This is a genomic window from Rhizobium sp. YTUHZ045 (assembly GCF_051124255.1).
In the GTDB taxonomy this organism is placed as follows: domain Bacteria; phylum Pseudomonadota; class Alphaproteobacteria; order Rhizobiales; family Rhizobiaceae; genus Rhizobium.
Genome location: NZ_CP101432.1, coordinates 689,181 through 711,617 on the forward strand (window position 1 = coordinate 689,181; position 22,437 = coordinate 711,617).

Below are 22,437 nucleotides of genomic sequence, written 5' to 3' on the forward strand. Positions count from 1 at the left end.
CTTCCTTAACCACATCGCAGAGTTGTTATCGCGCTCAACTTTTGCGTAACAACTCTGTGGCCTTCTCTGCCGATCGAAAGAGGGTCCCGCCGTGCAAACCAATCTGATGACATCGCGGAAATTCGCGCCGCTGTTCTGGACACAATTCCTGACCGCCTTCAACGACAATTTCCTCAAGAATACGCTCGTTTTCCTCATTCTCTACAAGATGTCGGCGAGCGAGGGGGCAGCGCTGGTGACGCTGGCTGGCGTCATCCTCATCGTGCCCTTCCTGCTGCTCTCGGCACTCGGCGGCGAAATCGCCGACAAGCACGACAAGGCTGAGGTGGCCGAGCTCTTGAAACGCTGCGAGATCGGCATCGCGGCGCTTGCGGTCGTCGGGCTGGCCTTCTCCTCCATCTTCGTCCTGATGGCGGCGCTCTTCGGCTTCGGCGTCGTCTCGGCGCTGTTCGGGCCGATCAAATACGGCATCCTGCCCGATCATCTCGAACGCCGCGACCTGCCGAAGGCCAATGCCTGGATCGAGGGCGGCACCTTCATCGCCATTCTCGGCGGCACGATCATCGCAGCCCTGGCCTTTTCCAGCGGCGACAATGTGCTGCTCTTCGGCTCGATGATGATGGGGCTGTCGGTGCTCTGCTGGCTGTCGGCCCGGATGATCCCGGCGACCGGCTCCAAGGCGCCGGATCTTGAGATCGACCGCAACGTCATCCGCTCCAGCTACACGCTGGTCATGGAAATCCGTGAGGATAAGCGGCTGTGGCGTTCGGCGCTGATGAATTGCTGGTTCTGGCTGGTCGGCGCCTTCATTCTCTCCATCCTGCCGACCATGGTGACCGAGCTGCTCGGCGGCTCCGAGCTCGTCGTGCCGGCCTATCTCACGGTCTTCGCGATTGCCGTCGCCGTCGGTTCGGGCATTGCCGCCTGGATGTCGGCGGGCCGCGTCGTGCTTCTGCCGGCGCCGGTTGGCACCGCGCTGCTCGGCCTCTTCAGCCTCGATCTCGCCTGGAACCTCTGGGGCCTGGCTTCGACGTCGCACGCGACGACCATCCTTGCGTTCTTCGCCGGGCAAAATACCATCCGCGTCGCCATCGATCTTGCCGGCCTGGCGATCTCGGGCGCCTTCATCGCCGTGCCGACCTTCGCCGGCCTGCAGAGCTGGGCGCATGAGGACCGCCGCGCCCGCGTAATCGGTGCGGCCAACGTGCTGTCGGCGCTGTTCATCACCGTCGGCCTCGGCCTCGTCGCCGTCATCCAGGCGCTCGGTGCGTCCATCCCTGAGATCCTGATCGGCCTCGGCATCGTCAATTTCGCGGTCGCCTGGCTGATGCTGAAGATGCTGCCGACCAATGCCTTCCGCGATTTCATCTCCATCCTGTTCCGCGCCTTCATGCGCCTCGAGGTCGAGGGGCTGGAGAACATCAAGAAGGCCGGCCCGGCGCCGATCATTGCGCTGAACCACGTCAGCCTGCTCGACGGCGCGCTGGCGCTCGCCATCACCGAGGAGGAGCCGGTCTTTGCCGTCGATTACAAGATCGCCCAGGCCTGGTGGGTGCGGCCCTTCCTGAAAATGTGCAAATTCCTGCCGCTCGACCCGACCAAGCCGATGGCGACGCGCTCGCTGATCAAGGTGGCGCAGGAGGGCAACCCGATCGGTATCTTCCCCGAAGGCCGGCTGACGGTGACCGGCACGCTGATGAAGGTCTATGACGGCGCCGCCATGGTCGCCGACAAAACAGGCTCGATGGTGGTGCCGGTCAAGATCGACGGGCTGGAGAAGACCTATTTCTCCTATCTCGACAACGGCAAGATCCGCCGCCGGCTGTTTCCCAAGGTCAAGGTCACCATTCTCGAGCCGGTGAAGCTCGAAGTGCCGCCGGAGCTGAAAGGCCGCAAGCGCCGCACGGCGGCGGGGGCAGCGCTTTATCAGGTGATGTCGAACCTGCTGTTCCGCACCGCCGATACCTCGTCGACCGTGCTCGAGCGCGTCATCCGGGCCGGCCACGAATTCGGCATGAAAAAACTCGCGGTCGAAGATCCGGTCACCGGCCGGCTGACCTATGGCAAGCTGTTGACGGGGGCCGCCGTGCTCGGCGCCAAATTCCGCGCCCGCTTCCCGGAACAGAACCTCGGCGTCATGCTGCCGAATGCCAATGGCGCCGCCGCGACCATTCTCGGCGTCATGACATCAGGCAAGGTGCCGGCCATGCTGAACTTCACATCAGGTGCCGCCAACATCCTTTCCGCCTGCAAGGCGGCCGAAGTCAAACACGTGCTGACCTCGCGCGCCTTCGTCACCCAGGCCAAGCTCGGCCCTGTCATCGAGGAGCTGGAAAAGCAGCTGGCGATCGTCTGGCTCGATGATCTCAGAGCCGAAATCTCATTCAAGGACAAGCTCATCGGCCTTCTGCGAAAGGCGCGGCCGCTCGTCAAACGCCAGGCCGACGACCCGGCCGTCATCCTCTTCACCTCCGGCTCGGAAGGCACGCCGAAGGGTGTGGTGCTGACCCACCGCAACGTGCTGTCGAACGCCGCCCAGGCCGCCGCCCGCATCGATTTCCACAGCGGCGACAAGGTGTTCAATATCCTGCCCGTCTTCCATTCCTTCGGGCTGACGGCCGGCACCGTGCTGCCGCTGATCTCGGGCGTGCCGGTCTATTTCTATCCCTCGCCGCTGCATTACCGCATCGTGCCGGAACTGATCTATGTCTCCAATGCCACGATCATCTTCGGCACCGATACCTTCCTCAACGGCTATGCGAGGACGGCGCACCCTTATGATTTCCGCTCGATCCGCTATATCTTCGCCGGCGCCGAGCCAGTGAAGGCGGCAACCCGCCAGACCTATATGGAAAAATTCGGCCTGCGCATCCTCGAAGGCTACGGCGTCACCGAGACCGCGCCGGTCATCTCAATCAACACGCCGATGTACAACCGCTCCGGCACGGTCGGCAAAATCCTGCCGGGCATGGAATGGAAGCTCGAACCGGTGCCGGGCATCGACGAGGGCGGCAGGCTGCATGTGCGCGGCGCCAATGTCATGGCCGGATACCTCCGTGCCGAAAAGCCCGGCGTGCTCGAACCGCTGGCCGATGGCTGGCACGACACCGGCGACATCGTCAGCATCGACGAGGACGGCTTCGTCAAGATCCGCGGCCGCGCCAAACGCTTCGCCAAGATCGGCGGCGAAATGGTGTCACTGGCGGCAATCGAGGCGCTCGCCGCCGAGCTCTGGCCGGGCGCCCTCTCGGTCGTCTCTTCGCTGCCCGACCCGAAGAAGGGCGAGCGCCTGGTGCTGCTCACCGACGCCGAAACCGCCACCCGCGCCGAATTCCTCGCCTTCGCCAAATCCAGGGGGGCGATGGACATGATGGTGCCGGCCGAGGTCACCGTCGGCAAGGTGCCTGTGCTGGGCTCCGGCAAGGTCGATTTCGTCGCGGCGCGCAAGCTGGCGGAGGGGGCGGCTGAGAAGGAAGAGGCGGCGTGATTGTCCGCGGCCGATGAGATCGCGACTTGCCCCTCACCCTAACCCTCTCCCCGCTCGCGGGGCGAGGGGACGTGCCCTGCGAGGAGTTAGTGGGGAACCGAGAGGTCGCGGCATGGTCCCTTCGCCCCGCAAGCGGGGAGAAGGTGGCGGCAGCCGGATGAGGGGCCGCTCTCGCCGATCTCCCGGCCCTCCGCTGGCTTTAGCCGACAGATAAATCTCGCCAAAATGGATAAACGATCTCGCGATCCCGGAGAAAACCGACATGGCCGAAATCGATGTCTTCGACGGGCACAATGACGCGGTTCAGTTCATGGGGGAGTACACATCCGCCGGCCGGGATTTTCTCGTGCGCTCGGAAAGCGGCCATCTTGATTTGCCGAGGGCACGCGAGGGCGGCATGGCCGGCGGGTTGTTTGCGCTGCATGCGGGCCCGGAGCGCCAGCCGGAAAATGACCTGATCATCAACGAAAACGGCTATGAGGTGATCTATGCCGAGGCCGTCGATCCGGCCTATGCCCGCCGGCAGATCGAAGCCCAGCGGCTGGCGCTGGAAAGCTTGATCCGCCGCTCCGCCGGCCAGATGCGCCTGGCGATCGATGTCGAGGAGATCAGGGCGGCGAGGGCCGACGGCGCCTTTGCCGTCGTGCTTCATATGGAGGGGGCCGAAGCGCTGGATGGCGGTTTCGACTATCTCCATCGGCTTTATGCGGCGGGCCTGCGGTCGCTGGGTCCGGTCTGGAGCCGTCCGAATATCTTCGGCTACGGTGTTCCCTTCGCCTATCCCAAGTCGCCAGATACGGGGCCAGGGCTGACGGAGATCGGCAAGGAGTTGGTCAGAACCTGCAATCGGCTCGGCATCATGATCGATCTGGCACATCTGAACGAACGGGGTTTCTGGGATGTGGCGGCGCTGAGCGATGCCCCTCTCGTCGCCACCCATGCCTGCGCCCACGCCATCTGCCCGTCGACCCGAAATCTTACCGACAGGCAGCTCGATGCGATCCGCGACACCGATGGAGTGATCGGTTTCAACCTCTCGGTCAACGATATCCGCGCCGATGGTGACCTGAACGAGGATACACCGCTCGATCTCGTCGTTCGCCATATCGAATATCTCGTCAACCGCGTCGGCGAAGACCGGGTCGCCCTCGGCTCGGATTTGGACGGCGCGGTGATCCCCCGCGGGATCAAGGATGCCAGCGGTCTGCCGCATCTGTTCGAAGCAATGCGCAAGCGCGGCTTCGACGGGCAGAGCCTGTCGAAATTCGCCTTCGACAACTGGCTGCGCGTGTTCGAGTTGACGTGGAAGAACAGCCGGTCATCGTGAAGGCGATTTCGACAAGCGCGGTGCAGGCGGGGGAGGCGGTGTGGGGATTGGCAAGCGCCCGTCTTGTGGACACCCCCTCTGCCCTGCCGGGCATCTCCCCCACAAGGAGGGAGATCGGCTGGCGGCACGGGCTTCCCCAAACAAAATCGCTTGCATCCGTATATCGACAGAGAGGGCGAAGTGTTTGCCTCTTGCCAATCTCCCCCCTTGTGGGGGAGATGTCCGGCAGGACAGAGGGGGGTGCTCCGTGCCGCCACGCAGGCTAAGAAGCGTCACCACAACCTCCGGCATTCCCGTCTTAGGGCTTTGACCCGAAGGGGGAGCCCATGTCAGCCCGCCGCAGCCGCCGGCTTCCTCAGCCCGAAACCCAGAATCAGCGGCACGGCGAGCGCATAGACGGCGACGACCGAGAGCCAGATGGCGCCCGGCCATTGCTGCCGGACGAGGAAGTAGAGGCCGGAAAAGCCAAGCGGCGCGACGATCGAGGCGAGGCTGACGGCGGAGGTGAGCACGCCCTGGAACCGGCCTTGGCTGTTTTCATCGACCTGCCGGGTCGCCAGCGACTGCAGCGCCGGCACGCCGATGCCGCCGAGCGTGAAGACCGGCATGATGGCGAAGATCATCCAGCTCCGGTCGGCAAAGGCCATGGTGCAAAGCGCGATCGAGACGCCGGCGATGCCGGTCAGGATCGCCCCGCGTTCGCCGAGCAGCCGGACCGCCGGTCCCGGCAGGAAGGCCTGGGCCAGCGCCTGGCAGAGGCCGAAGGCGCCGAGCGACAGGCCGATCGCAAGCCCGTTCCAGTGAAAGGCGTCGCTGCCCCAGAGCGCCCAGCAGGTGCCATAGGCCTCGCCGGTGGCACTGAAGAGGAAGAAGAGGATGATGACGGGCAGCAGGTTCTTGATCTCCAGCACCGCGCTCAGCGGCTTCAGCGGATTGAGCGCGGCAAGGTCGATCCTCTCGCGGCTGCCAGGCCGCGATTCCGGCAGGACGAAGAAGGCGAGCAGCAGGTTGGCGCCGTTGAGCGCGGCGGCTGCGATGAAGGGCAGCCGCAGCCAATGATCGCCGAGCACGCCGCCGAGGACCGGGCCGATGATGAAGCCGAGGCCGAACATGGCGTTGAACAGGCCGAACCGGCGGGCGCGTTTCTCCTCCGGCGAGATGTCGGTGATATAGGCGGTGGCCACCGAGACGTTAGCGCTCGTCAGCCCGGCGATCGCCCGGCCGATGAAGAGCAGCAGCAGGTTGGGCGCGAGCGCCAGGAACAGGTAGTTGACGGCTGCACCGGCAAGCGAAATCAGCAGCACGGGCCGGCGGCCGAGCCGGTCGCTCAGCGCCCCGAGCACCGGCGCGAAGATGAACTGCATCACCGCGTAGAGCGCGGTCATCGCGCCGATAGTGGGGGCGACGTCGCCGCTGTGGGTGATGTCCTGCAGGAGCTGCGGCAGGATGGGAAAGATGAGGCCGATGCCGACGGCATCGAGGACAATAGCCGTAAAGATGACGATGAGGGATCTGGTCATGGGTGCGTTCCGTGGTCGACGCAAGCCGGGAGGCTCGCCAGCGCATCCCTGATTTCGTTCAAATCATGGAATTGCGTCGCGACGCCGAGGGCTCACGATGAGGCCTGATCTCGTCAGGCGTTGGTTTCAGGGAGTGCTGGCCGAACCATGGCTGATGCGCATGGCCGGCGTGTGCTCGACCGCCTGGACGACCCATTCGTCCACCTGTTTACTCCGCCACTGAGCGGATCAAGGGAGGCAGTCGCTTTTCGCGACGGCAAAGACATACGCTGGATGGTTGCGTGCGGCAAGTCTGTTTTGTGAGTGAGGTGAGCGACTGCGGGTTGCGATGTCGACGGGCAATAGACCTCGGATCCGAGCAGAGAGTTGCCCCTCACCCTAACCCTCTCCCCGTAAAACGGGGAGAGGGGACGTGCCCTGCGAGAGGTTGGTGGGAACGGAGGGCGTGCGGCATATCCCCTTCTCCCCGTCAGAACGGGGAGAAGGTGCCGGCAGGCGGATGAGGGGCTGGCATCGGAGCGTCTCGCCTGCTGCCAACCGCGCGAACATCACCGCAGCCATAGCAATGGCGCGTTTCGCCTGTCGTTCGGCGCATATGAGGTTGTCGAGCCGGAGCACTCGCTTCACCATGAAGGCAACTTCAGCTCCGGAAACAGGCAGGCAGGCAATGACAGATATTGCGCAGATGCAGGAACAGCGACTGATCGCCCTTCGGCAGACCGCCTCGGGTGCGCCGAAGCTGCCGTCCAACCCGTTCTTCGGCGTCGGGCCGATCACCGATGCGACGACCGACGAGGTGGACAGCCGCCTGCGGCGCATCGCCTTCGACGCCTGGATCGAAAAGACCTATCGCAAGTTCGACGACCGGGGCAACGATATCGGCGGCTTCACCACGGCCGAGATTTCCCGCAGCATGCATCGCGGCTACCCGGCCGATAAGATCCTGACCGACATGATGCGGGCGATCCATCGCTATTTCGGCTTTCCGAAGGTCAACCGCATGGCGGTCGGGCTCGGCGGCGGCCATAGCGGCTTCACCGTCTGCATCCAGCACCTGATGAATGCCAACGACGCCGGCCAGCGCGTCTATGTCGACACGCCGTGGCCGGAAAGCGATCCGTCCAAGGCCGCCGGCTTCTTCCGCCAGTCGTGGGCGACGCAGCTGATCGAGATGCAGCGCTTCGCCGAAAAGGGCTGCGAGAGCCGCATCCATTTCGCCGCCTCCGAGGGCGTGATCCCGACGGCGGCTGAACTGACGGCCCTCGGCGTTTCGATCTTCGTCGGCGTCGGCCACGAGACGACGGGGGCGAACGCCTATACCAGCCGCGAGATCCGCGAACTCTTGAGCTGGCTCGACGGCGACCCGGCCAACCGCCATGCGGTGTTCGACGCCACCTCGATGCTCGGCGCCATGCCGTGGGAGCCTGAGCTGGTGAGCGCCGTCATGGCGAAATGCTGCCTGTTCATGCCGTTCCAGAAGGCGATCGGCGGCATTTCGGGTTATTTCGTCGCCTCCTTCACGCCGCATGCGCTGGCGCTGATCGAGAAGAACCAGCAGGATCCCGCCTGGGCGATCCCGCGGCAGCTGAAGATCGCCCCGCCGATCGATCCCCGCCAGCCGTTTTCGGCCAAGCGCTCCGTCGATGCCGGCCCGTTCTACGATCCGGCCGAAGACCGCATGCTCGGCGGCGTCATCAACACCTACAGCGCGCTTGCCTTTGCCGAAACCACTTTCGGCCTGCTGCAGTCGGAAGCCCGGGTCGGCTCCGTCGTCGAGCTCAACCGCCGCTCCGCCGCCAATCGCGCCGTGATCGACGAATGGGTCAAGTCGCATCCGCTGCTGTCGCTGACCGTTACCGATGCCGATCGCCGCGGTGCTGCGGTGACGCTGCTGAAGGTCGAGGACGACGGCATCACCGACGCCGGCATCCACGCCCGGATCATCGCCCGGTCGAAGCAGCTGCTGGGTTATGAGGGCATCACCCATCCGAACGGCGAATACGAGCCCGGCCTCGACGCGGCCCGCTACGTCAATGCCTTCCCGGGCACGCCGGGCGATTACCGCGCCTGGGTCGGCGGCATCCGCGAGCCGGACGATGTCGTGGCACTGCTGGAAAATCTGCAATATGCCTATCTCAGAGCCAAGATCGTCGTTCTCGAGGAGGAGCTGGAAAAGCACGGCGTGACCTTCGAGGCGCCGGTCAAAGCCGAAGGCGCTGTGCGCAAGGACGATCCGAACCGCGCTTACACGGTGCTGATCGCCGACCTGGTGGGCCTGCGTTTCGGCGCCGACGGCGAGCCTGATTACAGCGAGGTCAAGGCCTATATCGAGGAGAAGGGTGGGGTCTTCCATCTCGGTCCGCTCAGTGATCGTGCCGGCCTCGAAAAGGGCCGCATCCACTTCTTCTATCAGCCGAACCTCAGCACCGAGGCGGAGATCCTGCCGCAGACCGACAAAGGCCAGTACGACGCGCTGATCGCGGCGGCGACCTTCATTCCCAAGGCCTCGGTCTTCCCGCTCGGCGGCGTGCGCGTTGGTGCCGGCACCGGCAATATGGGCTCGGCTTCCTGGGGCGGCGGCAATGGCGAGGGCGGCACTGCGGCCCTGATGAACACGCCCGGCATCAACAGCCGGGCGACCGCCCAGATGGTGATGAAGGCGATCCTGAAGGTCGTTCCCGACCTGCCGGTCGAGAGATTGCACCGCATGGTCGCCGACGGCGATTTCGACACCGGCCGTCAGCTGAAGGATTTCCCGACGGCAAAGCTCGAGGGCCGCAAGCTTGCCGTGCTCGGATACGGCAATATCGGCCGTGAAGTCGCCAAGCTCGCCAAGGCCTTCGGCATGAATGTGGCGATCTATGCCCGCGAGCACCACAAGCGCTGGATCGAGGCTGAGGGTTTCGACTATGCCGCAAGCCCGGTCGAAGCGGCTGGCGGCGCCGATGTGCTCTCCGTCCATATCGGTCTCGGCCGCCTGGATGCATCGACCGGCGTCTATTCGAATGCCGGCACCGTCGATGCAGAAGTGCTCTCCGCCATGAAGGACGGCGCGGTGCTCGTCAATTACGACCGCGGCGAAGTCGTCGATCCCAATGCGCTCGATGCAGCACTGGCATCCGGCAAGATCGCGCATGCGGCAATCGACGCCGACCTGTTCCGGGACGCTGCGACCGGCACGCTGAGCGGCCCGATGCTGCCCTACCTGCCGCTCGAACAGCGCCACAAGGGTAAGCTCGAGCTGCTGCCGCATGCCGCTGCCGACACCGACCATCCCTCACGGGTGACCGGCGCCAAGCAGGCGGTCGACCAGATCTTCGACGTCATCCGCTTCAAGTCGGTCGTCAATCTGAAGGGCGACCTGCCGGCGGGTTACGTCTCGGCCGGCAGCCGCACGCCGGCCGGCATCGGCAAGGTGACGAAGCAGGTGGTTGCGGAAGCCGGCAAGTCCAAGCTTCTGGAAGAGCTGCGCCAGGCCTCGGAAAAGATCGCCGCCATATCAGGCGCGCTCTCTGCCGTTTCCGATCCGGCTCACCGCCAGCGGATCGTCGAGCGCTACACCGGCCTCCTGGTCGAAAATGCCGACCGGCAGCGGGCGCTTCTCGACCAGCTCGGCCTCTACGGTCCGGCGGAGAGGTGATTAGGAGCGGCGCGGCGGGCGGCGATGGTCTCCTGTCGTTATCGGAATGACGGGACGCGGCAAGACGATCGCGATTATCGAGATCACGCGGCGCGTGGCAGACGTGGGCGTCGCATCCTGTGGAACCCCCCTCTGCCCTGCCGGGCATCTCCCCCACACGGGGGGAGATTGGCAGGAGGCGAAGACTTCGTCCCTCGCTGAGCGATGCGCAGATTCGTCTGAAAAGACGAGCGGCGTTGTAAACGGAAATTGTTTGCGGAAACCCTAAAGCCCAGCCGATCTCCCCCCTTGTGGGGGAGATGCCCGGCAGGGCAGAGGGGGGTATCCACGCGTTACGGGCGGTCACAGGCGGCACCCTTGCCGCCTGTCTCCATATGCCGGACGAACCGTCCTTATTTCTGTTCGGGCGCCAGGAACTCGGCGCAATAGGACGGGCCGTTAACGCCGGGAATGTCGGCGACGGTGCGGATGTCGCGGATCGTGTAATCGGAATTGGTGGTGATTTCGGCCTGGCAGCGCAGATAGGCGGTGCGGGCGGCGGCGATCTGCTTGCCGCGCTTGCCGTCGGCGCCCTCGGCATATTTCGCCGGAATGCGCACGGTCTTGTAGCCGCCGCGCCAGGTGTAGATGGTGCTCGCACCTTCCTCGCGATCGCTGATCGGCGGCCCGTAGGCGGCAAAGAAGACGCCGGCCGATTTGCCGACCCAGCGGGCCTCGATCGGATTGCCGGCGGAAGGAATGGTCGTGCATCCGGCAAGCGCAATTGCAAGCCCGGCCGCGGTAATGGTGCGGAGTTTCATCGTGTCGTCCCTGATCTCTAGCGCAATGGCTGCGAAGCCGCCGTCGCGACGGTTTCGCCTGTCCCGCCGAGCCCTTTAGCGCGGAACCCGGCAAAAGAAAATTGCCCCTTTTGCACTTCCGTTCGATTTGCTCAGAGTGTGTCTTTTTGCAGCAGCGCCCCATTCCGGCCTCTGTCATCAACCCGTCAAAAAATCCCTCGGCTTTTTGAAATTTGGCGCTTGTGCAACCAGATAGGCTGTTCTATAGAAGCGCCGCTGGTCACGGAGTGTAGCGCAGTCTGGTAGCGCACCACGTTCGGGACGTGGGGGTCGAGTGTTCGAATCACTCCACTCCGACCAGCTAGAAACCCCGCCACGGCGGGGTTTTTCATTTTCGGATCGAGTGATCATGCGGACCGCTTAGAAAGCGTTTGCTGCCTGCTGTAAGCTCCGCGCTTGCATGCGCACAACACCGTTTGATCTCTTCCGTGGTCATGATTTCGTGGAGCCAATATGCGTGATGGAAAGGCGGAGCTGCCGCGGTAACAGCACTCCACGCTCCAAGGAAAAACCGGAATAGGTCCAACCGCCTCCGGAGATTCAACTTGATAAAGAAAGCCCCGCGAAAAGCGGGGATTAAGAAAGGGGGGTGTTTCCTTAGGCATAGCGCGTCTGGGCGCTGTGCAGTTACTTTACACAAATCAATATTTATTGCAATGATTAATACTATCGTGAATGCTAGTCTAGCGGCTATATAGAGATGAGTAGCCGTAAGATTGTAGGTTTATTCTCCGAGGAGCAAATTATCTACAACTCGAGACTGATATGTATTCAGAGGGGGCTCTCCAACGAGATTTTCTAAAACCCCCGTCTCCCGTGCGTTAGGCGGTCGACCCAAAAACCGGTCGCCACCTTTTTCTGGCTCTCGAACGTCCGGCTGCCGGCAAGTTGATTCGCTCGGCGACTATTACATGTGAGATAGTCATCGCAACCGGAACGAGTCCGACCGCCGCTCGTTGAGTCGCGTGTTCCGCGTGAGGGGCTGCATCATGAGCAGGCGACGAAGCTTCAAGCCGGTGAAGATCACCATCAACGGCAAGACCAGGACCGTTTACAACGTCGTTCAGGCCGGCAATGCCTTGCTGAACGACTGGCCGGAGCAGACGCCGGCGGCCAAGGCCGCCGAGCTGCTGGTGCTCGATGTGTTCAACGATGTCGCTGAGCCCGAGCAGGTGCGGCGGGCATTCATCACCGCGGCCAGGGCAAGCGACATCAAGTTCAGCTCCTGACTGGCGGCGCTTCGAAAACCATTCGCTTACTTCCATGATGCTTGCTTCCGATTATCGAGGTCGGGATTCTTGAGTTGCGGCTGCATCCAGGCGGACGAGACGATCGCCGTCAGAAAGCCGAAGGCGATGCAGGTGATTGCCTGGAGCCGCCAGGAGACGAAGGTGACCGGTGCCGGGATAATGGGCTTCTCTCCGCATTGGCCGGGCAGGCAGGCGCAGCCGGAAAAGGCTTTGACGCTGCAATCGGCGGACATGTCGGTTTCTCCCTCAGGCATAGAGCTGATCGCGATCGGTGATGCCCATGATCTCGCGGGCATAGCGGTAATGCGCCTCGACGCTGGCCGTGGCGCCGCGCAGCCATGACGGGCCGCGCACCGAATGTTCGGGGCGGCCGAGATAGGCAAAGCCGAGGGCGCCCATGCGCTGGGCCTCGTTGGCCATATAGGCATCGCAGTCGTCGAGCCCTCGCACCGCATTCCAGCGGGTGTCCCGCCGGCTCTGCTCGGTCTCGATCCTGCGGATATGCTGCATTGCTCTGCCCTCTCGTGCCGGCCGGTCGGCATATCGGAAAAGGTACATAACATACCCCAAATCGTCAATCGAAAAAGGTATAAAAAATACCTTAAAGATTGACGAGGTACGAATCGTAGGCGTAGTCTCGACCAGATGATTGGGCGACCGGGTGCAACTCCCGAGCTGACGAAGCCCAGCGGCGCGGGAAGCGAAAGTCCTTAAGTGCGCTGTCAGAAAATCAGGACGAGGGCGAAGCGAATGGCCCCTCTGGCACGTGTCCCATCCCGGCTCCGGCCTTCAGGACATGGCCAATGCTCTCCCGGCTTCATGGGCCTTGCTCATGGGGTAGGGGGAAGCTTTGGCCGGAACCCTCCCTCACCAGCCTTCAGGAACAGGAAGGAGATAGAGGAGAGAGGGAGTGAGAGAGATCAGGATATCGCGGGCGCGCGGGGCGGGCGATGATCCGCTCTGCGGCGCGTCGCGGCCTTCAGATTGGACGCCTGCGCTCGAAGCGGTTGTTTGCAGGCGTCAGTCGCGAGGTCGCTGCAGGCACCTTGCGCGGGGCGATTGGAGCCCGGGTAGAGCGGGCTTCGGTCTTGAGAGCCGTCTTCGTTGTGAGGGGTTCACCTCAAAGCAGGATCGCCTGCGTGGCGCCGAAAGCGGTGATCAGCACGGCAAGTGTCGCGATTTGGGACCAGATCCTGCCGGCTCGTGAGGACGGGCGGATGATCTTGAATCTTTTGGGAAGTCGTTGGAATTTTGCTGGAACGATAAGCGTTAAGTCACAGATTAGATTCATATTTTTTTTGAAGAGCCTTGCTCTCACATCTCGATCACCGACCGGCGGACGCGGCCGACGATGGTGACGGCGCCGTGGAATTCCGGCGGCGGCACGTCCTCGTAGGAGGCGGGCTGGAAGGGCGGATTGTCGTTCGGGCGATAGCGCTTGTAGGTCGCAGCCCCGGTCTCGTCGGCGACGACGTAAAGCGCGTTCGGCGCCAGGCGCTTGTCGCGGCGGTTGACGAAAATGATCGAGCCTGGCGGCGAGATCTTGTTCATCGAATTGCCCTCGACCTCGAGCGCGATCCAGTCGCCATCGGGCAGATCGAGCGCGGCGACGGTCGGGAATTCCGAGAAGTCGGTGATCGGCGCCTGCTCGGTCAGCTGCCCGGCGCTGACCCAGGAAATCTTCGGCACGTCGGCGACGGAGACCGGCCGCTCCTCCGGATCGAGCGCATCGCCGGTTCCGAACTGCAGCCAGTTGAGATTGACCCTGAACGCCTTGGCGTATTTCTTCGCGTCGGCGATGCCGAAGCCGTTCCGGCCCGACTCGTGCGCCTTGTAAACATTGGCGTTCCAGCCGAAACGATCGACGATCGCCTTCGGCCCGGCAAAGCCCGCGTTCTTCCTGGCCATGACCAGACGCTTTGCGCGTTCCTCGCGCTCAAATTGTTCCTGATCTTTCAACATGATATAAATAATACCCTAAAAAAAGGTACATGTAATCCCCTAAATCGCTTGACGTGCGAGGTATTTTACGTACCCTTATGCCCATGACAAGCACTGATTACATCAACAACCGGCCCCGGCTTTCGGGCATTGACAATGCCCGCTACACCGGCTGCCCACGCTGCGGCAGGGCGCTGTCGATCGCCGAGGTGATCGAGCGCCATTGCGAGAATTGCGGCCGGCAGACCGAGCCCGAAGAGATGCGGCAGACGCCGGTCTTGCCCGGCTCTCGGCCGAACAGCAAATCCGGCAGCCTCACTCCTCCCTGAAGGCTATCGGCAGCTGGCGTCGCCGCGCTCCCTCGGCGACGCCGGCACCTTCCACAAGATTTGAGACAAACAATCTCGCCGGCGCCCGCTTTGCGGGAAGGGCCCGGCCGCGGATCGTATGGAAAAGAGATCAAACGAATGAGCACTGCCCCGGCGCATCAAGGCGCTCACATGAACGCCCTCGAGCTCTTCCGCTCCGGCCGGGATTATATCGAAATCGCAGCCATCCTCGGCGTGCCGGTGCCTGCGGTGGAAAGCGAGATCCACCGTCTTCGCAGCGCCGAGAGGGGCGACACCGCCCAGCATGATCATGACGGCCGCGATGTCAGGCGCTTTCCCGGCCGCGCTTTAAGGCCGGGCGCCCTGGTCAACTTCGCCCGAGGGCGGCCGAGGCTGCGGTATGACGACGGCAACACGTCGCGAGCGGAAAAGCAATCACATGGAAAAGGCAGAGATGAGCAAGGACATCATGGAGATCCTCAGCCCCGTGCTGGGGCAGGAGCTGGCGGCGGCAATCATCGAGCATCGCAGCCGCACGCTGAAAAAGCCGCTGACGGCCTATGCGGCGAGGATCCAGCTCAAGGAATATCTCAAGACCGGCAACCCGGTCGAAGCCGCCGAGATGCAGATCCTGCGCGGCTGGCGGGCGATCAAATCCGATTGGTATTTCAATGAAAAGGCGAGGGAAGCCGGGTCGATCAATGCAAGCACGGGCAGAAGGACAACGGTCGATGCCGCAAGAGATTTCCTCTCCGGTCAAGATCATAGCGGGGATGCTTTCGGGCTTTCCGGCCTCCGCCGGCATTGATCCCGATATGCAGATCCGCGCCTATCTCGTCGCCATCGACGGCATTCCGGCAGAGGCGGTCTGGCGCGCCGCCAAGCTGTTCCTGTCAGGCAAGGTCCGCGATCATAACCGCGCCTTCGCCCCGAGTGCTGCGACCTTTGCCGAAATCGCCCGCCAGCAGCAGGCGGTGATGGAAGCGCAAAGCCGCCCGCGCGTCGAGGCGCCGCCCGAACCGCCGCAGCCGAAGGTGGCCGCCCACAAGATGCGGCTTCTGAGACAGGCGGCAAACGGCAGCCTCAGCGCCAAGCGGGCGCTGGCTGAGATGTTTCCCGACAATCCGGTCATCGCAAGGGCCGCACGAGACGCACAGGAGGCAGTGGGATGAGAGATTTGTTCTGGACGGAAGACAAGATCGTCAAGGCGCAGAAGCTCTGGCAGGAGGGGTTGTCGGCACGTCAAATCGCCGAACTCTTCGGCTCGAAGAAGAACACCGTCATCAACATGGCGCATCGCAACCGCGACCGGTTTCCGCCGAGGCAGGACCCGCGCAAGACGCTGGCGGTCGCCGGCGAGGCGCCCGCACCGATAAGCCATCCCGACCGGGTGCGGCGGGTGACGCTGTCGGGCGCCGAGGTGACGATGCCGCGCGTGCCGACGATCGACGGGCCGGCGCCATGAGTGCCGTGACCAGTGCCGTGACCCCGCGCGAGCGAGAGATCATCGGTTGGATGGCGCAAGGCAAGACCGCCGCCGAGATCGGCACCATCCTCGGCATCTCGCCGATCACCGTCAACACTCACATTGCCAATGCCAAGGCGAAACTCGGCGTGTTCAAGGAGACCGCCCTGGTCGCCGCCGCACTGCGAAACGGCATCATTCGATAAGAAGGATAATCAGCATGGGCGGCAAGGCCACCAAGGTGAAGATACAGCGGGTTAACAAGGGCGCCGGCCGGCCGCGCAAGGCCAATGTCGAGCGTTTCCCCTGCGGCAAGATCAAGCCCTTCGAAACCGAGAAGGAGAATATCAGCGTGGCGATGGCAGCGCGCCGGCGCATTCACGGCTTCGGCAGGACGGTTGATGACCAGACGGTCAGAAGCCCCTATGCCGGTTATACCCTCGGCCGCATGTTCCTCGACGGGCTGATATCAGACGAACAGCGCCAGGCCGGCGACGACTATGCCGAGGTCATGGCCCGCTACCACAAGACGACCGGCATCCCGGCCCCGAGCCCGCGGGCCCAGTCGCTCTTTGCCGTCAAGGGCCACGAAGGCGAGGTGACCGAGAGCCTCGCCGACCGCGCCCGCAAGGCCAGCAACCGCATGATGGAACTGCAGGCCGTCCTTCTGCGCTGCGAGGACGGGCCGCAGGTGCGCAGCACCGTCTACAACGTCGCGGTGATGGATTACGAACACCTGCGCCAGATGCCGCCGCAGCAATTGCTGTGGCTGCGGCGGGGTTTGATCGCGCTGCGCAGGGCGAAGGCTGGGTGATGGGGGCCGCCGGAGAGCATGCCCCACCCTCCGTCATTCCAGGGCTTGACCCACTGCTGTCCGCTTTAAAATATGGACTGGGTGGATGGGGTTGATTCTTTTTACTTTCAGACGCTTCCCTCCAACCGAGACACGAGCGGAAATTCAATGTCAGGCGACATCCCCAGGAGACCGGTGAACACGGCCCCTCATCCGGCTGCCGCCACCTTCTCCCCGCTCGCGGGGCGAAGGGACTGAGCCGCAGCCGCTCCGTCCCCAAGCAGTCTCGCAGGGCACGTCCCCTCGCCCCGTTTACGGGGAGAGGGTTAGGGTGAGGGGCAAGTCCGCGGTCCGAACCGGACAGCAATGGGCTTGACCCGAGGATCCACGCTGGCTCCGTCAGATGTGGCCATGCATCCCAGGCTCAAGGCCTGGGATGACGGAGGTCGGGGCGGGTGTTTTCGCCGGACGTGGCGGTCGAAGCCGAATGGAACGACACCGGCCTGCGTTTACGTCAGGCAAACCGGGATGTGCCATTCGGCCATCCAAAATTGGTGGTTCCACAAACGAGAGACTGCAGCTAAAAATTGCAGTAGATGAGGAACTCCAAGGGGCAGTATGCGCTACGTTTTGGTGATGATCGGGGCAGTCTGTCTCGTTTACGCCGCCTGGCATGCGGCGATGGTGCGGTCGACCACCATTCGGCTTGAGCCTGCTGGCTATCAATTGACCTACAGCGTGGCGTGGGGTCTGGGCATGGAAGAGCGATTTGCCCTTAAAAAGCTCGGCGCAGTTTGGCCGTCGCAATCGAGCGAGTGGACCAAGATTTGGAAAAAGCCCTATAATTCCGGGATGGTTGTCTATGTCAGCGATGACGGAAAGACATACTATTTCGGAACCGGCTACCGGCTGCATTTCTTCCAGCCGGAACGAGATGCCTATTGGACGACTTGTCATAACGGCAGCATTCCAAAACGGACGCCGCTTGCAGAACGCCTGTCATTCTTTGGATCTGACCCCGCCGACGAGGGCATCGATCCCGGCGCGCCCCGCCTCTTCGAATACGTACGAGCAAACGAAGCGAGCGGAGAGATTCGTGGCTCGCCACCCGCGTCGAGGTACTATGCCGGCCTCAAATACCTTGGCAGGTTTGGGTTGGTGGCGACGACAAAAGGCCGAGGACGAGGCGAGGAGGTCGGATTCGTTCCGGCGGGGACCTCGCTCGAGCAGTTCAGCTGCGGCTGATATGTCGCTGCGCCTGTCATTCCACTGGTTGTGTGCGCCTTCCCGCTGAGGAGTATCATGTACAGATTGATTGTTTTCGCAGTGATCACGATTGCGGCCGGTTCCGCCTTTGCGAGCGAGGTTCCGTTTTTCGCCAGTCCTGATGTGCCCGACTATACCGCAAAGATGATCGTGCGTGACGGCCATAGTGCCAAAGGGGACCGCCAGCGGGTCGTCCAGCATCACAAAGGCTGGACACGTGTTGAAGAGCAACGAAACGAAGAAACGGACCTTTCTTACGGACATTTCTTCAAGAACGTGGTTCTGAGGGCAACCAGGAGGAATGGTGAAATCTTGTCATTTCAGGTCAGGCAGGTCGAACCATCTCAAGACTATGACGGCATCACGAAAGTCAGGGAAACGGATGAGGTCGAGACCGTCGGCGGTGAGCAGTGTCGCTGGCGGCAGATCGTCCGGCGCATGGACAGGGACGAGACCCGTCCCAATTGGATGACTTGCCTGACCGAGGACGGAATAGAGATCGCGACGAAAGTCCTTTTCTCCAGCGGGGAGGTCATGTCCGAGACGCGGCTGACGGATCTGCGGCGCGGGCCTGTGCCGGAAGCGGTGGTACGACCGCCTATGCAGCTTCTCGAAGCCGGCACCTGGCTCGCGCCCTGGCCACGTTACGACGATTACACCCCAAATCCTGGAGACTTCGAGGCGGAGCTGGTTAGCCACAGATCCAAAGAGAGGCTGTTGCGTCATTATCCCTGGTGGCTCCGACAGCGCGACGGTGGAGATGGATCGATCCTGATCACCGTCTGGAACGAGCTTGAAGACCAGGGGCTTCGATATTCCGCATCCAAGGGGGAGCGCATGTTCGAAGCTGTCCGCTCCTCCTCGATTCCCGCGCCGAAGTTCAGGAGATTCGACGAGATTTATGGGATGGTCGACATGAGACAGCAGGATCAGCTGCTCGGCGAGGACTGCGCATGGTATGACCGGACACCAAATATGGCTGATATGGGTCTAAGACAATGCTTGACTTCGGACGGCATACCGCTGATTGACGACCACTGGTCTGGCTGGGGAGACAGCGAGAGGTTCAAAATAGTGACGCTGACGCGCCGGCCGGTGGGTATGGATGAAATGCAGCCACCCCGTGATTACCTCGAGCCTGCTGCCTGGGGCTTCAGCCCTCCCTACTAGGGATCGGGGATATCATAAAGGCCGGCCGGGGGCGTCCTTTATCGCTCTGTAACAGGTCGCGTCGTGGGGCTCACCGGCGCGCGATTGCCTTCGCGTTGCGCGTCGAGACATCGCGGCTGTGAGCGGCGGGCTTGACCCGAGGATTCACGTTTGGCCTCATCAGATGTGGCATGGATCCCAGGCTCAAGGCCTGGGATGACCGAGGGTGCGGGTGCGGCTCCAATCGCGATGCGGATCAGAAGTGGGCAAGAATGCGGGCCTGGCTTTGACCGGAGTGGGCCGCACAGAGTATCGAAGTGCATGGCTGTGTTATAAGCACCTCCGCACGGCCCGCAGACCTTACGATCGGCGAAGCCCGTTGTTCCCGAACCGACGAAGTATTTTGGATGCGAGGCGCGTCAGAACGATCTGAACAACGGCACTCCGCCGTGAGATGAACAGGGAATGAGCCAAATGCCAGTCTTTCATGCCAAGTGCAACTGCGGCGCCCTGTGCCTGGAGGTCGATGGCGATCCGGTGCACAATCACGTCTGCACGTGCACGCGCTGCCAGCGCGCATCCGGTAGCGCTCTCGCCCACAATGTATGGTTCCGTGAGGAAGATGTCCGGATCGTTTCGGGAGACTATTCCCTATGGTTTCCGCAGGGCGAAGCCGTGCCGGATGTGATGAAAGCCTTCTGCCGGATCTGCGGTGGCGGCGGGTTTTCCAGATCCGGCGCATACTTCCCCGGCACCGTCGTCATCGCGGCCGGCACATTCGCCGATCCGTCCTTTCCTGCGCCCGATCACGTTCATTGGTGGGACAATCGCCCTCAATGGATCGACCTCGCCCACTCGATCGAGCGTCATGCCGGAAATTAGGGGTTCCGGCCGACGCGAGTTTCTGACTCCGGCGCGGCACGCAATGGGTCGCCGTCGTCATCGAAGGCGTGATTGATGTCGTCATGATCGCGGGAAGGGAAGTGACCCATTGCGTGCAGCAAGCGAGATGTAGCGCGGCATTCTTACGGGCTTTTTGCCGGGACAATACCAATCCGTAAGAATGCATCGCTCGGCCGGCGATGGCGCAGCTTACGAAAATGTATGATTCAGGCGAAGTCCCGGTGAGATTGGCAGTGCAGGTTTGGCGCCGTCATTGCCAAGTCGAGGCCAAGTCTCATGAATATGCGCGCCACGCCTGCCGCCCTTATGCCGGCCTTTCATCCGGTCAGCCTGCGGGTGAATACCTATCTCATCAATCTCGACCGCGCGCCGTTGCGCCGGTTCCGGATGGAACGGCTGCTGTCAGGCTTCGGCCTTGCCTATGAGCGCGTGGCGGCGGTCGACGGGGCGGGGCTGAGCCTGCCGCATCCCGACTTCGACGAGAGATCCTATCTCCGCCGGCACGGCCGCCGGCCGAACCTTTTCGAGATCGGCTGCTATCTCAGCCATGTCGTATGCGCCAGGCGCTTCCTCGGCAGCAATGCCGAATTCGCCCTCATTCTCGAAGACGACCTCGACTTCGACGATGATTTCGCCGAGCTGCTCGAGGCAGCCCTCCAGCACGAGGCGCAGTGGGACATTCTGCGGCTCTCGACGGTCAATTCCGGGCGGAAGCACCGGGTTGAGCCGCTGACCGCCGCCCGCTCGCTCGCCATCGCGCTGACCCGCGAGAAGGGCTCCGGCGCCTATCTGATCAACCGCAAGGCGGCGGGCTGGATTGTTGGGGCGATGCTGCCGATGCGGCTGCCCTATGATCTCGCCTTCGACCTGGAGTTCGATGAGGGGCTGCGCGCCTGCTTCGTCGATCCGCTGCCGGTGAGCCAAAGGGCCGATCCCTGCTCGCAGATCCAGGCGGGGCTTTCGGCCTACCGGCTCGGCCGCCGCAGGCCGTGGAGCGTGCTGCCCTTTCGCGCTGCGGCCGAAATCCGCCGTTTTGTTGCCCGCTTCATCAGGCTCGCGGCATGGCGGCTCAGGATTTCTCCGGCATCAATGGGAAGGCGATCGAAACGCGGAGGCCGGGATGATTCTCCGCCAGGGAGATCTCGGCCGAATGCAGCTCGGCGATCGCCTTGACGAGGCTGAGGCCGAGGCCGCTTCCCGGCGTCGTGCGGCTCTTGTCGATCCGATAGAGGCGCCGGAAGACTTTTTCCCTTTCCTCGGCGGGTATGCCGGGGCCGGTATCCGCGACCGAGAGAAGGACGACGCGGTCTTTCTGGCGGCGGAGCGAAAGCGTGATGCCGGTTCCGGCCGGGCAGTGGTTGATCGCGTTCTCCACCAGATTGGCGATCAACTGCGTCAGGAGATCGCGGTCGCCCCAGATGACGGCGGCAGCGCGCGCGGCGATCCGGAACGACTGCCCCGCATCTTCGGCGACATCGCCATAGACCTCGGAGATGACGCTCAGCACGGCGTCGAGATCTGTCGCCTGGAAACGCTCCTTGCGGGCGCCGGCCTCGATCTGGGAAATGCGCAGCAGCGCCTCGAAGGTGAGATTGATCCGGTCGCTCTCGTTTCTGGCTTCGTCGAGCAGAGCCGAGACATCCGCCTGCCGGTCATTCTCGGCCGCGGCAGCATCGAGCGTCAGGCGCAGCCTGTTGAGAGGCGTTTTCAGATCATGGGCGATATCGGCGCTCACCTGCCGCATGCTCTCGACCAATCGCTGCAGCCGCTCCAGCGCCGCATTGATCTGGATCGCCACCGTATCGAGATCGTCGCCGTTGCCGGTGATCGGAATGCGGGCGTCGAGCGCGCCGTGGGAGACCTCGTTCATGGTGTTGGCGACCCGGTCCAGTCTCGCCTGGGCGCGAACGGCGAGAAAGACGCCGCCGCCGATCGCCGTCGCCACGACGATGGCGGCCGCCCATTCGAAGCTCACCAGCACGATCCGCAGCATCTCGTCGGCATCGTTGAAGTTCTCGGCCACGACAAGGCTGTAGGGGCCGATCTTCGAGACCTGCATCCGGTAGCGTTCATGCCCCTTGAGCCCGACATCGCCCGAGGTGACGGTATAGACGCCGTTCGGGATGCGGGGTGCTGTGAAATTGCCGGCAAGCTTGCGCCCGCCGGCATCGGTCAGCGAATAGAGCCCGTCGGAGGTCGACTGGAAGCTTGCATAATTATTCAGCGTGTTGATCAGATCTTCGGTGTCGCCGGGCTGATAGGTCGAGACAATCAGTGAATTCAGCTCGCTCAGCGACTGGTCGACATCGCGGCCGAGGCCGAGGCTGAGCATGTGATAGATGATCGCGCCGCTGAAGACGAAGGCGACGACGAAGAGCACGCCGAAGGTGACGGCCAGGCGAAACGGCGTGCTCCTGCGCAGGCTAGAGCATGATGCCGAAAAGTGTGCGCGGTTTTCGGACGGCATCATGCTCTTACTCTTTAAATTGCGAACAGGATTTGAGATTTTCAGGCCGATGGGCCTGAAA

Annotated in this window: 20 protein-coding genes, 1 tRNA gene and 1 pseudogene; 16 read left to right on the plus strand and 6 right to left on the minus strand. The window is 62.9% G+C overall.

The genetic code is table 11. The annotated features are described in order from the left end of the window. Positions 1–91 precede the first annotated feature (91 nt). Positions 92–3,487: an acyl-[ACP]--phospholipid O-acyltransferase gene (locus NMA58_RS03350; protein WP_434712330.1), complete on the plus strand. Its 3,396-nt coding sequence runs from the start codon at positions 92–94 to the stop codon at positions 3,485–3,487. A 262-nt stretch (positions 3,488–3,749) separates the two neighbouring features. Beyond that, positions 3,750–4,814, plus strand: a complete 1,065-nt coding sequence (locus NMA58_RS03355; protein ID WP_434712331.1) for a dipeptidase — start codon at positions 3,750–3,752, stop codon at positions 4,812–4,814. 329 nt (positions 4,815–5,143) lie between these two features. Here NMA58_RS03355 and NMA58_RS03360 read toward each other — a convergent pair whose 3' ends face one another. Then, positions 5,144–6,334, minus strand: a complete 1,191-nt coding sequence (locus NMA58_RS03360) for a TCR/Tet family MFS transporter (protein WP_434712332.1) — start codon at positions 6,332–6,334, stop codon at positions 5,144–5,146. Between the two features lie 667 nt (positions 6,335–7,001). Here NMA58_RS03360 and NMA58_RS03365 point away from each other — a divergent pair. Continuing rightward, a complete protein-coding gene (locus tag NMA58_RS03365; protein ID WP_434712333.1) occupies positions 7,002–9,974 on the plus strand; it encodes an NAD(P)-dependent oxidoreductase in 2,973 nt (990 codons plus the stop codon). Positions 9,975–10,366: 392 nt separating this feature from the next. Here the strand turns inward: NMA58_RS03365 and NMA58_RS03370 are convergent, their stop codons facing one another. Beyond that, complete coding sequence (locus NMA58_RS03370) at positions 10,367–10,774, minus strand: hypothetical protein (protein WP_085777277.1); 408 nt, start codon at positions 10,772–10,774, stop codon at positions 10,367–10,369. Between the two features lie 262 nt (positions 10,775–11,036). On the opposite strand from NMA58_RS03370, the gene NMA58_RS03375 reads away from it, so the two are divergent. Both NMA58_RS03375 and NMA58_RS03380 read left to right on the plus strand, forming a co-directional pair. Next, positions 11,037–11,113, plus strand: a tRNA-Pro gene (locus tag NMA58_RS03375). A 689-nt stretch (positions 11,114–11,802) separates the two neighbouring features. After that, positions 11,803–12,042 (plus strand): DUF982 domain-containing protein, encoded by a 240-nt coding sequence (locus NMA58_RS03380; RefSeq protein ID WP_430957226.1) that lies wholly within the window; start codon positions 11,803–11,805, stop codon positions 12,040–12,042. 26 nt (positions 12,043–12,068) lie between these two features. Here NMA58_RS03380 and NMA58_RS03385 read toward each other — a convergent pair whose 3' ends face one another. From NMA58_RS03385 to NMA58_RS03395, 3 genes are all read right to left on the minus strand, one after another. Next, complete coding sequence (locus NMA58_RS03385) at positions 12,069–12,296, minus strand: hypothetical protein (protein WP_434712337.1); 228 nt, start codon at positions 12,294–12,296, stop codon at positions 12,069–12,071. A gap of 13 nt (positions 12,297–12,309) precedes the next feature. Further along, positions 12,310–12,573, minus strand: coding sequence for a hypothetical protein (locus NMA58_RS03390; protein WP_430957227.1), 264 nt, complete (start codon positions 12,571–12,573; stop codon positions 12,310–12,312). 804 nt (positions 12,574–13,377) lie between these two features. After that, positions 13,378–14,025 carry a S24 family peptidase gene (locus NMA58_RS03395; RefSeq protein WP_085777282.1) on the minus strand — a complete coding sequence of 216 codons (648 nt, stop codon included), beginning with the start codon at positions 14,023–14,025 and terminating at the stop codon, positions 13,378–13,380. An 83-nt stretch (positions 14,026–14,108) separates the two neighbouring features. On the opposite strand from NMA58_RS03395, the gene NMA58_RS03400 reads away from it, so the two are divergent. From NMA58_RS03400 to NMA58_RS03450, 11 genes and pseudogenes are all read left to right on the plus strand, one after another. Beyond that, complete coding sequence (locus NMA58_RS03400) at positions 14,109–14,333, plus strand: hypothetical protein (protein WP_434712338.1); 225 nt, start codon at positions 14,109–14,111, stop codon at positions 14,331–14,333. A gap of 138 nt (positions 14,334–14,471) precedes the next feature. After that, positions 14,472–14,732, plus strand: a pseudogene (locus NMA58_RS03405) (sigma-70 family RNA polymerase sigma factor); the annotation flags it as partial. A gap of 40 nt (positions 14,733–14,772) precedes the next feature. Next, positions 14,773–15,141, plus strand: coding sequence for a hypothetical protein (locus NMA58_RS03410; protein WP_434712339.1), 369 nt, complete (start codon positions 14,773–14,775; stop codon positions 15,139–15,141). Next, positions 15,107–15,505: a hypothetical protein gene (locus NMA58_RS03415; protein WP_434713493.1), complete on the plus strand. Its 399-nt coding sequence runs from the start codon at positions 15,107–15,109 to the stop codon at positions 15,503–15,505. Before NMA58_RS03410 ends, NMA58_RS03415 begins: the two co-directional genes overlap by 35 nt. Further along, positions 15,502–15,798, plus strand: coding sequence for a GcrA family cell cycle regulator (locus NMA58_RS03420; protein ID WP_434712340.1), 297 nt, complete (start codon positions 15,502–15,504; stop codon positions 15,796–15,798). Before NMA58_RS03415 ends, NMA58_RS03420 begins: the two co-directional genes overlap by 4 nt. Continuing rightward, entirely contained in the window at positions 15,795–16,004 is a 210-nt protein-coding gene (locus NMA58_RS03425; protein WP_097597546.1) for a response regulator transcription factor, read from the plus strand. Before NMA58_RS03420 ends, NMA58_RS03425 begins: the two co-directional genes overlap by 4 nt. Before the next feature lie 14 nt (positions 16,005–16,018). Next, complete coding sequence (locus tag NMA58_RS03430; protein ID WP_434712341.1) at positions 16,019–16,612, plus strand: hypothetical protein; 594 nt, start codon at positions 16,019–16,021, stop codon at positions 16,610–16,612. Positions 16,613–17,209: 597 nt separating this feature from the next. Further along, the gene (locus NMA58_RS03435) at positions 17,210–17,836 is read left to right on the plus strand and encodes a hypothetical protein (RefSeq protein ID WP_434712342.1); all 627 of its coding nucleotides are present in this window, start codon (positions 17,210–17,212) and stop codon (positions 17,834–17,836) included. Between the two features lie 57 nt (positions 17,837–17,893). Further along, entirely contained in the window at positions 17,894–19,027 is a 1,134-nt protein-coding gene (locus NMA58_RS03440) for a hypothetical protein (protein ID WP_434712343.1), read from the plus strand. Positions 19,028–19,480: 453 nt separating this feature from the next. Further along, on the plus strand, positions 19,481–19,888 hold the full coding sequence (locus NMA58_RS03445) for a GFA family protein (protein ID WP_430957231.1): 408 nt from the start codon (positions 19,481–19,483) through the stop codon (positions 19,886–19,888). A 297-nt stretch (positions 19,889–20,185) separates the two neighbouring features. Beyond that, positions 20,186–21,082 carry a glycosyltransferase family 25 protein gene (locus tag NMA58_RS03450; protein WP_434712344.1) on the plus strand — a complete coding sequence of 299 codons (897 nt, stop codon included), beginning with the start codon at positions 20,186–20,188 and terminating at the stop codon, positions 21,080–21,082. On the opposite strand, the gene NMA58_RS03455 is transcribed toward NMA58_RS03450, so the two are convergent. Continuing rightward, the gene (locus NMA58_RS03455) at positions 20,979–22,379 is read right to left on the minus strand and encodes a sensor histidine kinase (protein ID WP_434712346.1); all 1,401 of its coding nucleotides are present in this window, start codon (positions 22,377–22,379) and stop codon (positions 20,979–20,981) included. The genes NMA58_RS03450 and NMA58_RS03455 overlap by 104 nt on opposite strands. Positions 22,380–22,437 lie beyond the last annotated feature (58 nt).

Excerpts from the sequence above, each read along its gene's own strand:
- NMA58_RS03365 (WP_434712333.1), top strand. The coding sequence starts at position 7,002 with ATGACAGATATTGCGCAGATGCAGGAACAGCGACTGATCGCCCTTCGG.
- NMA58_RS03455 (WP_434712346.1), bottom strand. The coding sequence starts at position 22,379 with ATGATGCCGTCCGAAAACCGCGCACACTTTTCGGCATCATGCTCTAGC.
- NMA58_RS03400 (WP_434712338.1), top strand. The coding sequence starts at position 14,109 with ATGACAAGCACTGATTACATCAACAACCGGCCCCGGCTTTCGGGCATT.
- NMA58_RS03440 (WP_434712343.1), top strand. The coding sequence starts at position 17,894 with ATGTACAGATTGATTGTTTTCGCAGTGATCACGATTGCGGCCGGTTCC.
- NMA58_RS03410 (WP_434712339.1), top strand. The coding sequence starts at position 14,773 with ATGGAAAAGGCAGAGATGAGCAAGGACATCATGGAGATCCTCAGCCCC.
- NMA58_RS03420 (WP_434712340.1), top strand. The coding sequence starts at position 15,502 with ATGAGAGATTTGTTCTGGACGGAAGACAAGATCGTCAAGGCGCAGAAG.
- NMA58_RS03450 (WP_434712344.1), top strand. The coding sequence starts at position 20,186 with ATGAATATGCGCGCCACGCCTGCCGCCCTTATGCCGGCCTTTCATCCG.
- NMA58_RS03435 (WP_434712342.1), top strand. The coding sequence starts at position 17,210 with ATGCGCTACGTTTTGGTGATGATCGGGGCAGTCTGTCTCGTTTACGCC.
- NMA58_RS03355 (WP_434712331.1), top strand. The coding sequence starts at position 3,750 with ATGGCCGAAATCGATGTCTTCGACGGGCACAATGACGCGGTTCAGTTC.
- NMA58_RS03425 (WP_097597546.1), top strand. The coding sequence starts at position 15,795 with ATGAGTGCCGTGACCAGTGCCGTGACCCCGCGCGAGCGAGAGATCATC.
- NMA58_RS03390 (WP_430957227.1), bottom strand. The coding sequence starts at position 12,573 with ATGCAGCATATCCGCAGGATCGAGACCGAGCAGAGCCGGCGGGACACC.
- NMA58_RS03385 (WP_434712337.1), bottom strand. The coding sequence starts at position 12,296 with ATGTCCGCCGATTGCAGCGTCAAAGCCTTTTCCGGCTGCGCCTGCCTG.
- NMA58_RS03370 (WP_085777277.1), bottom strand. The coding sequence starts at position 10,774 with ATGAAACTCCGCACCATTACCGCGGCCGGGCTTGCAATTGCGCTTGCC.
- NMA58_RS03395 (WP_085777282.1), bottom strand. The coding sequence starts at position 14,025 with ATGTTGAAAGATCAGGAACAATTTGAGCGCGAGGAACGCGCAAAGCGT.
- NMA58_RS03430 (WP_434712341.1), top strand. The coding sequence starts at position 16,019 with ATGGGCGGCAAGGCCACCAAGGTGAAGATACAGCGGGTTAACAAGGGC.
- NMA58_RS03360 (WP_434712332.1), bottom strand. The coding sequence starts at position 6,334 with ATGACCAGATCCCTCATCGTCATCTTTACGGCTATTGTCCTCGATGCC.
- NMA58_RS03445 (WP_430957231.1), top strand. The coding sequence starts at position 19,481 with ATGCCAGTCTTTCATGCCAAGTGCAACTGCGGCGCCCTGTGCCTGGAG.
- NMA58_RS03415 (WP_434713493.1), top strand. The coding sequence starts at position 15,107 with ATGCTTTCGGGCTTTCCGGCCTCCGCCGGCATTGATCCCGATATGCAG.
- NMA58_RS03380 (WP_430957226.1), top strand. The coding sequence starts at position 11,803 with ATGAGCAGGCGACGAAGCTTCAAGCCGGTGAAGATCACCATCAACGGC.